The sequence below is a fragment of the Bifidobacterium pseudolongum subsp. globosum genome, from assembly GCF_004155535.1.
Taxonomy (GTDB): domain Bacteria; phylum Actinomycetota; class Actinomycetes; order Actinomycetales; family Bifidobacteriaceae; genus Bifidobacterium; species Bifidobacterium pseudolongum_C.
In genome coordinates, this window is the sequence record NZ_RYUH01000019.1 from 1 (window position 1) to 5,667 (window position 5,667).

Annotated in this window: 3 rRNA genes; all 3 read left to right on the forward strand. The window is 60.2% G+C overall.

Annotation, left to right across the window (positions count from 1 at the left end):
- Positions 1-229 precede the first annotated feature (229 nt).
- A 16S ribosomal RNA gene (locus tag PG2093B_RS08860) occupies positions 230-1,768 on the forward strand.
- Between the two features lie 508 nt (positions 1,769-2,276).
- Positions 2,277-5,365, forward strand: a 23S ribosomal RNA gene (locus PG2093B_RS08865).
- 157 nt (positions 5,366-5,522) lie between these two features.
- Positions 5,523-5,639, forward strand: a 5S ribosomal RNA gene (gene rrf / locus PG2093B_RS08870).
- The 16S, 23S and 5S rRNA genes sit together here, the layout of an rRNA operon.
- Positions 5,640-5,667: the final 28 nt, after the last annotated feature.

Consider the following 5,667-nt stretch of genomic DNA (forward strand, 5'->3'; position numbering starts at 1 on the left):
TGTGTTTGGTGGTTTGAGAACTCAATAGTGTGTACTGTACTACTTGCCATGATCGCGCTGTTTTGGTGTGGTTGTGGTTTTTGATTGCCAGTCCGATGCCCGCCCGTGTGGTACCCGAGGGGGTTTGATGGGTGTCGGGGTTTTTTGTGTGACCGTTCTTGGCCTTACAAGGATGGTCCGTCTTTTTTCTTTTGGTGAGTCATCTGTTGGATGTCTCCATGGAAGTTTTTTTGTGGAGGGTTCGATTCTGGCTCAGGATGAACGCTGGCGGCGTGCTTAACACATGCAAGTCGAACGGGATCCCTGGCAGCTTGCTGCCGGGGTGAGAGTGGCGAACGGGTGAGTAATGCGTGACCGACCTGCCCCATGCACCGGAATAGCTCCTGGAAACGGGTGGTAATGCCGGATGTTCCACATGAGCGCATGCGATTGTGGGAAAGGCTTTTGCGGCATGGGATGGGGTCGCGTCCTATCAGCTTGTTGGTGGGGTAACGGCCTACCAAGGCGTTGACGGGTAGCCGGCCTGAGAGGGCGACCGGCCACATTGGGACTGAGATACGGCCCAGACTCCTACGGGAGGCAGCAGTGGGGAATATTGCACAATGGGCGCAAGCCTGATGCAGCGACGCCGCGTGCGGGATGGAGGCCTTCGGGTTGTAAACCGCTTTTGTTCAAGGGCAAGGCAGGTTTTTTTGGCCTGTTGAGTGGATTGTTCGAATAAGCACCGGCTAACTACGTGCCAGCAGCCGCGGTAATACGTAGGGTGCAAGCGTTATCCGGATTTATTGGGCGTAAAGGGCTCGTAGGCGGTTCGTCGCGTCCGGTGTGAAAGTCCATCGCTTAACGGTGGATCCGCGCCGGGTACGGGCGGGCTTGAGTGCGGTAGGGGAGACTGGAATTCCCGGTGTAACGGTGGAATGTGTAGATATCGGGAAGAACACCAATGGCGAAGGCAGGTCTCTGGGCCGTTACTGACGCTGAGGAGCGAAAGCGTGGGGAGCGAACAGGATTAGATACCCTGGTAGTCCACGCCGTAAACGGTGGATGCTGGATGTGGGGCCCTTTTTCCGGGTCCTGTGTCGGAGCTAACGCGTTAAGCATCCCGCCTGGGGAGTACGGCCGCAAGGCTAAAACTCAAAGAAATTGACGGGGGCCCGCACAAGCGGCGGAGCATGCGGATTAATTCGATGCAACGCGAAGAACCTTACCTGGGCTTGACATGTGCCGGACGCCCGCGGAGACGCGGGTTCCCTTCGGGGCCGGTTCACAGGTGGTGCATGGTCGTCGTCAGCTCGTGTCGTGAGATGTTGGGTTAAGTCCCGCAACGAGCGCAACCCTCGCCGCGTGTTGCCAGCGGGTCGTGCCGGGAACTCACGTGGGACCGCCGGGGTTAACTCGGAGGAAGGTGGGGATGACGTCAGATCATCATGCCCCTTACGTCCAGGGCTTCACGCATGCTACAATGGCCGGTACAACGGGGTGCGACACGGTGACGTGGGGCGGATCCCTGAAAACCGGTCTCAGTTCGGATCGCAGTCTGCAACTCGACTGCGTGAAGGTGGAGTCGCTAGTAATCGCGGATCAGCAACGCCGCGGTGAATGCGTTCCCGGGCCTTGTACACACCGCCCGTCAAGTCATGAAAGTGGGCAGCACCCGAAGACGGTGGCCTAACCCTTGTGGGGGGAGCCGTCTAAGGTGAGGCTCGTGATTGGGACTAAGTCGTAACAAGGTAGCCGTACCGGAAGGTGCGGCTGGATCACCTCCTTTCTACGGAGTTTTGTGGGCGCGCTGTCGCGCGCCGATGATGGGATGCTTGGTATCCGGCCGTCTGGCCGGGTGGCGTCCCCGCTGGCTGGGAAAAGGTCATCGCATCCGCGCCCGTTGTGGTGTGGGTGTGTGGTGGTGTGGTGCATGCTGTTGGGTTCCCGGACCGCCAGGCCCCTTTGTGGGGTGGTGTTCCGTTCCCGCTGTCCTGGCCGTGTCCCTGTGTGGGGTGGGCTTGGGGTGGTGTGGTGTGGTGGTTTGAGAACTGGAGAGTGGACGCGAGCATGAACGGTGTGCCCTTTGGGGTGTGCCGGGTGTGTTCGTACTGTTGATTTTGTCGAACCGTTCCGTCCCCGTCCTTTCGGGTCGGGGGTGTTGGATCGTGTTCGCGAGTGTTTTGGTAAGCCGCCCGCACTGTTGGTGTGGGTGGTGTTTAGATGATCTGATTAGTTGTCGTAGGGTGTTCCAGTGCATGTGGCGCGGGCCCAGCGGCCCCTTTTGCGGGGTTGGTGGGTTTGTTGCCATGGGCGTATGGTGGATGCCTTGGCAGGCAGTACCGATGAAGGACGTGTGGGGCCGCGATAGGCCTCGGGGAGCCGCCGACAGGGCTTTGATCCGAGGGTGTCCGAATGGGGTAACCCGCCGGCTGTTGTGGGCCGGCACCGCAGTGTTTGCGGGGGGTACGCAGGGAAGTGAAACATCTCAGTACCTGCAGGAAAGGATACTCCGTGAGTAGTGGCGAGCGAAAGCGGATGATGGCTAAACCGGTGCCGTGTGATACCCGTCGGGGGTTGCGGCGCCGGTGTCGTGGGAGCGGCCGTGCCGGTGCCGACGCGCCGGCCGCCAGTATAGAAAACCGTGTGTGAGGCGAACCGGGTTGGATACCGGGCCGTAGAGGGTGATGGCCCCGTAGCCGAACGCGCATGGTCTGGTGGTAGCCGTGTCCCGAGTAGCGCGGGCCTCGTGGAATCCCGTGTGAATCCGCCCAGACCGTTGGGTAAGCCTGAGTATACCTGTCTGACCGATAGTGTACCAGTACCGTGAGGGAAAGGTGAAAAGCACCCCGGGAGGGGAGTGAAAGAGTTCCTGAAACCGTGCGCCTACGAACCGTCGGAGCCTTGTAATGGGGTGACGGCGTGCCTATCGAAAAATGAGTCTGCGAGTCAGTGGCATGTGGCGAGCCTAAGCCGTTGGGTGGAGGCGTAGCGAAAGCGAGTCCGAACAGGGCGTTTTCAGTCGCGTGTCCTGGACCCGAAGCGGGATGATCTAGCCCTGGGCAGGTTGAAGCGCGGGTAAGACCGCGTGGAGGACCGCACCCACTTAGGTTGAAAACTGAGGGGATGACCTGGGGTTAGGGGTGAAAGGCCAATCAAATTCCGTGATAGCTGGTTCTCTCCGAAATGCATTTAGGTGCAGCGTTGGTTGATTGCGCGCAGGGGGTAGAGCGACTGGATGCTTGCGGGCCCGTACCGGGTACCAATAGCAACCAAACTCCGAATACCTGTCGTGTGTATGCCAGCAGTGAGTCGGCGGGGGATAAGCTCCGTCGTCGAGGGGGAGACAGCCCTGACCGTCGTCTAAGGTCCCCAAGCGCGTGCTAAGTGGGAAAGGATGTGGAGTCGCATAGACAGCCAGGAGGTTGGCTCAGAAGCAGCCATCCTTGAAAGAGTGCGTAACAGCTCACTGGTCTAGTGGTTCCGCGCCGACAATGTAGCGGGGCTCAAGCACGCCACCGAAGACGCGGCAGCAGCCATTCGATGGTTGCTGGGTAGGAGAGCGTCCCATGCCGGGTTGAAGCCGCGGAGTGATCCTGTGGTGGACCGTATGGGAGTGAGAATGCAGACATGAGTAGCGAGAGCAAGGTGAGGATCCTTGCCGCTGGATGACCAAGGGTTCCAGGGCCACGTTCGTCGTCCCTGGGTGAGTCGGGTCCTAAGGCGAGGCCGACAGGCGTAGTCGAATGGATGAACGGGTTGATATTCCCGTACCGGCCCTTTGACCGATCAACGGCCCCCTGGCCGAACACGCGTTTCCATGTTGGTTCCCATGCCTTTCGGGGTGTGGGGCGATACGTGGGTCTGTGTGGGGCGCCTTGGGGTCGAGCGCGTGGAGTGACGCGGACGGGTAGCCGGCCGGGGAGGTGGTTTTCCCTGGTCAAGCGTGTGGCCCCGCCCCCAGGCAAATCCGGGGGCATGATGGGGTGAGGCGTGACGATGGGGGCCCTTGTGGCCCGATATCCGGTGATCCCGTCGGCCGAGAAAAGCTTCGGCGTGAGGTCTTGGGCCGCTCGTACCCCAAACCGACACAGGTGGTCAGGTAGAGTATACCAAAGCGAGCGAGCGAATCCTGGTCAAGGAACTCGGCAAACCGCTCCCGTGCCTTCGGCATAAGGGAGACCCCCCGCGGTGACGGGCCCATGCGGCCCCGAGGCGGTGGGGGGTGGCACAAGCCAGGGGGTAGCGACTGTTTACCAAAAACACAGGTGCATGCCAAGACGCAAGTCGCCGTATATGCACTGACGCCTGCCCGGTGCCGGAAGGTTAAGAGGATCCATCAGCGCCCTGTGCGCGAAGTGGTGAATTCAAGCCCCGGTAAACGGCGGTGGTAACTATAACCATCCTAAGGTAGCGAAATTCCTTGTCGGGTAAGTTCCGACCTGCACGAATGGCGTAACGACTTCCCCGCTGTCTCGACCAGGAGCTCGGCGAAATTGCAGTACGAGTAAAGATGCTCGTTAAGCGCAGAAGGACGAAAAGACCCCGGGACCTTTACTATACCTTGGTATTGGCATCAGGTGCGGATTGTGTAGCATAGGCGGGAGACAGTGAAGCATGCACGCCAGTGTGTGTGGAGTCGGCCAGTGAAATACCGCTCTGTCCCCATCTGATGCCTAACCCGGACAAGTGAGCCTTGTCGGGGACAGTGCCTGGCGGGTAGTTTAACTGGGGCGGTTGCCTCCCAAAGAGTAACGGAGGCGCTCAAAGGTCCGCTCGGCCCGGTTGGCAATCGGGTGTCGAGTGTAATCGCACAAGCGGGCTTGACTGTGAGATCGACGGATCGAGCAGGGACGAAAGTCGGAGATAGTGATCCGGTGCCGGCGTACGGACGCGGCATCGCTCAACGGATAAAAGGTACCCCGGGGATAACAGGCTGATCATTCCCAAGAGTCCATATCGACGGGATGGTTTGGCACCTCGATGTCGGCTCGTCGCATCCTGGGGCTGGAGCAGGTCCCAAGGGTTCGGCTGTTCGCCGATTAAAGCGGCACGCGAGCTGGGTTCAGAACGTCGTGAGACAGTTTGGTCTCTATCCTCTGCGCTCGTTGGAATCCTGAGGAGGCCTGCCCATAGTACGAGAGGACCTGGGTGGACGAACCTCTGGTATGCCAGTTGTCGCGCCAGCGGCATGGCTGGTTGGCCACGTTCGGGAGGGATAACCGCTGAAAGCATCTAAGCGGGAAGCCCGCTCCAAGATAAGGATTCCTGACACCCCCTCGAGGGTGTGACAGACCCCAGGTAGAACACCTGGTCGATAGACCGGACGTGGAAGCCGCGCGAGCGGTGGAGCTGACCGGCACTAACGGTCGAAACACAAACACACCAGACCCGTTCCACGGGCACTGGCCAAGCATCCAACTACGCTAACCAGACCGACCACACACTTGGTCGACAGTCACGAACACACACACGCCCCGCGTCCACCCACCGGTCCCCAAACAACCACACCCGGCCCACGCCACGGGCCATAACAGAAGATTTGCGGCGGCCATGGCCCAGGGGAGACGCCCGGACCCATTCCGAACCCGGAAGCTAAGACCTGGCACGGCAATGGTACTGCACCCGACAGGGTGTGGGAGAGTAGCACACCGCCGCACCACACTTGAGGACCCCGGAAGGCGAACA